The organism is Microcystis sp. M53603_WE2, assembly GCF_030065435.1.
Genome location: NZ_JASJFF010000767.1, coordinates 1 through 2947, shown reverse-complemented (window position 1 = coordinate 2947; position 2947 = coordinate 1). Strand labels below are relative to the sequence as shown.

At 38.2% G+C, this 2947-nt stretch carries 6 protein-coding genes; all 6 read right to left on the bottom strand.

Annotated features, from left to right (window positions below; all coding sequences use genetic code 11):
* A partial coding sequence (locus PX481_RS16550) for a Uma2 family endonuclease (RefSeq protein ID WP_288095050.1) occupies window positions 1–373 on the bottom strand: 373 nt, incomplete at its 3' end.
* 17 nt (window positions 374–390) lie between these two features.
* Window positions 391–969: a Uma2 family endonuclease gene (locus PX481_RS16545; RefSeq protein ID WP_002758017.1), complete on the bottom strand. Its 579-nt coding sequence runs from the start codon at window positions 967–969 to the stop codon at window positions 391–393.
* Between the two features lie 5 nt (window positions 970–974).
* Complete coding sequence (locus PX481_RS16540) at window positions 975–1550, bottom strand: Uma2 family endonuclease (protein ID WP_288095048.1); 576 nt, start codon at window positions 1548–1550, stop codon at window positions 975–977.
* Between the two features lie 6 nt (window positions 1551–1556).
* Window positions 1557–2120, bottom strand: a complete 564-nt coding sequence (locus PX481_RS30200) for a DUF5838 family protein (RefSeq protein ID WP_288054654.1) — start codon at window positions 2118–2120, stop codon at window positions 1557–1559.
* Window positions 2110–2454 (bottom strand): DUF5838 family protein, encoded by a 345-nt coding sequence (locus PX481_RS30195; RefSeq protein ID WP_288095046.1) that lies wholly within the window; start codon window positions 2452–2454, stop codon window positions 2110–2112. The genes PX481_RS30200 and PX481_RS30195 overlap by 11 nt, the downstream gene beginning before the upstream one ends.
* A 290-nt stretch (window positions 2455–2744) precedes the next feature.
* Window positions 2745–2888 carry an anacyclamide/piricyclamide family prenylated cyclic peptide gene (locus PX481_RS16525; protein WP_190357307.1) on the bottom strand — a complete coding sequence of 48 codons (144 nt, stop codon included), beginning with the start codon at window positions 2886–2888 and terminating at the stop codon, window positions 2745–2747.
* Between the last annotated feature and the right edge of the window lie 59 nt (window positions 2889–2947).

Here is a 2947-nt window from a genome sequence, read left to right as displayed (position 1 = left end):
TTAACTCTGGCGCACCTTCGACATAACCATCCTCACTAATCGTTGATTGTCCACCATTTTTAATTCTTAATAGTGCATCGGGTTGAGGTTCATTGTCCGCATCAAGACGTACCGTACAATTATCGCCCAATTCTGTTCCGGGTGTATTTGACCAATAGTTACCTAACCAAGTAATAATACGCGCATGAGGGTTGCCATGGTTCGTAATTCTTAGGGGAGAAGCCATAATATAAACAATTCCTTCAATGAGTTCTGCTTTTTTTAGATTTGGCATAGCATTATATCTACGCTCAAATTCACGACGAGTAAGCTTGTCCCCATTTTCTAGGTGTGGGATGGTTAATTGAGGAGAAATTGTTGCAGTTGCTATCATCTTTGTATTTCCTGTCGTCAAAAAATGGGTAATTCTAAAGTAAATCCGGGTAAAACGTCCTCCCCAGATAAGGTGGTTGGTAATGAGATGATTTCTACTTCCTGATTTTGGCGATAGATGGCTACCTGTTGACTAATGGGATCAATTAACCAACCTAGTCTTAAGCCACTATCAAGATATTCCTGCATTTTTGCTTGGAGTTGAGTTAAAGAATCAGTATGCGACCTTAATTCTATCACAAAATCAGGACAAATTGTGGCAAATTTTTCTTGTTCTTCTCGGGGTAAAGCGTCCCAGCGTTCATTAGCAATCCAAGCGACATCAGGGGAACATTTACCACCCTTGGGTAAGGTAAAGATAGTAGAATAACTAAAGACTTTTCCGAGTTTTGTTTGACGATTCCATAACCAAACAAAGCCGTTTAAATCTGATTCTCGATTTCCACTAATAGCAGCAATCGGGGGCATAATAATTAATTCTCCTGCAGCAGTTTGTTCAATTCGCCAATCGTCGTTATTATGGCAAAGTTGATAGAATTGCTCATCGCTTAAATTGACGGATTTTAGGTTTAAGGTAATGGGTTCGACGGTAATCATGGGATTTAATTTTCTTGATTAAATACTTGAGAAACTTTTAAATTAAGTTGACTAAATATAGAGGATTTTACTAAGTCATCATTGCTAAAATTACCAATTTCTGTATAAGTATTTCCTCTTAATTCTAAGACTAAAATGGTTTGAGTTTGAGGATCAACTATCCAGTATTCGGGAATCTCACAATCTTGATATTGGCTTCTTTTAGCGATGTAATCTCTCTCTCTTTGGATTTCTCCAGGGCTAACCACTTCAATGACTAATAAGGGGGGTAACATGGAAAGAAGAATCGTATTTCTCTGGGAGAGTAATTGAATATGTTCTTCTCGAATAATGGTTAAGTCAGGATAACGGTTTTTCGGTTCGCCTCTCACTTCTAATTCTAAACCATGTCCTCTGACTCTATCGGTTCCTAGCATTAAAGCAAAGACTAGAAAAAGACGATTGGCAATCTGAAAGTTAAGTCCTGATTCTGGTGGCATTTCTATCAATTTCCCGTTAAATAATTCATAGTTTTCCTCTGAATTATCCTCATACTGTAGATATTCAGCGAAGGTTTGAAAGCGGGGTTTTGTGGTTAACATTAGAGTTCACTCCATTGTGAATGATTTGTAATAGTAAAGCCGAATATTTTCTATTCTCGTTTTTTCTAATTCTTGTTGGGCTGTACCTACCCACATATTAGGTAAAATATCTTGATGTTGATAAAAGCTGTGAACTTTTTGGGCAGTATAATTAAGTTTAAAACAATTTATTAGATCCTGAGGATTTTTGAGATTGTAGTAAAGCACTGGGTTATGATTGGCTTTTGATAAACCTGTAAAAAATAGACTTGATGCTTGGAGAGGTTTTAAGGCTGATTTAGGAAAATGTTGCCACACTTGATTGATGGTTTCTGGTTTGAAAAAATCATCTTCTCTAACTTCGACATAAATTTCGATTTCACTCTTACCATTGAAATAAAAATCAAAACCAATTAGGTTAACAAACCCACTGAGATAATTACTATCAGCAGCACCGTCACTTAAAATAAAAGCGGTTGCTAGTTTTTCGGGATAATCCCCAATTCTGATGTGCATTTTTACACTAGAATCGGCAAGGTCTGTTCTTAAGTCAATACCAGCACTTAGGACTTCTAGCAAGCTAGAAGTCAAAGTTGTCTCCTAAAAATCGCTGTAATAGAGAATAATCTAATTGAACACCCACACGGTTCTCCACTTGCTGAAAACAAGCTGGAGATTGAGTTAGATATTTTTGCCACTCTTGAGCTTTATCTTTAAACAAGAGCATAAACCTTGAGGCAATCAGTTTATCCAATTCTATCTTACAAGAGGCTTCAATACTACAATCGCCTTCAACTTCCATCACGAAATCTTCAAATAGCCGCAGAGGATAAACAGGCTCAACATCGAAAGCTTGTTGATGATTGCGAATAAATTGTAGTCTTTGCTCTTTGATGGAGCTTTTTTGAATGTCAGCAACTATCATAATTTCAAATTTTGCTCAAGAATATGCCTAGAAAGTCTCAAAATTTTCTCCCTGAATCTAAATCTTCTAGCACTCGTGAACCAAGGAAAAGCGGAACCTAGAAGAGAAACAATATGTACTCCCCTGCTCTCCTAGTCCAGTCACAGTAGGTTGATTGATCAATTATAGTCATAGTAGGTTGATTCATGAATCAATCTACTATCAGAGCAACAACCCGTACTCCCCTGCTCCCCCTCTCCCCTGCTCAAGAAGCTTCTTCACCGAGGAGATTCGTGCTAGAATCTGGGGGATTACTCTGCGTCGTCTCCCGCAAAAGGAACTGTATAGTCGAAAACAGTCATGGGAGCGATCGCATTACGATCACGAGAGACGGTAGCGGTATTTTCCCGTTGGACAGGAGCAGCATTGCGGGGTGTTAGTTTTTTGGTTTTCATGGGGTAAGTCCGACCTAATTTATTTGCACTAACCCATACTACCCCTTCCTATGTGATGG

Bases quoted from the DNA above. Each gene is read 5' to 3' on its own strand.
- PX481_RS16525 (WP_190357307.1), bottom strand. From the start codon at position 2,888: ATGAAAACCAAAAAACTAACACCCCGCAATGCTGCTCCTGTCCAACGG.
- PX481_RS16540 (WP_288095048.1), bottom strand. From the start codon at position 1,550: ATGTTAACCACAAAACCCCGCTTTCAAACCTTCGCTGAATATCTACAG.
- PX481_RS30195 (WP_288095046.1), bottom strand. From the start codon at position 2,454: ATGATAGTTGCTGACATTCAAAAAAGCTCCATCAAAGAGCAAAGACTA.
- PX481_RS16545 (WP_002758017.1), bottom strand. From the start codon at position 969: ATGATTACCGTCGAACCCATTACCTTAAACCTAAAATCCGTCAATTTA.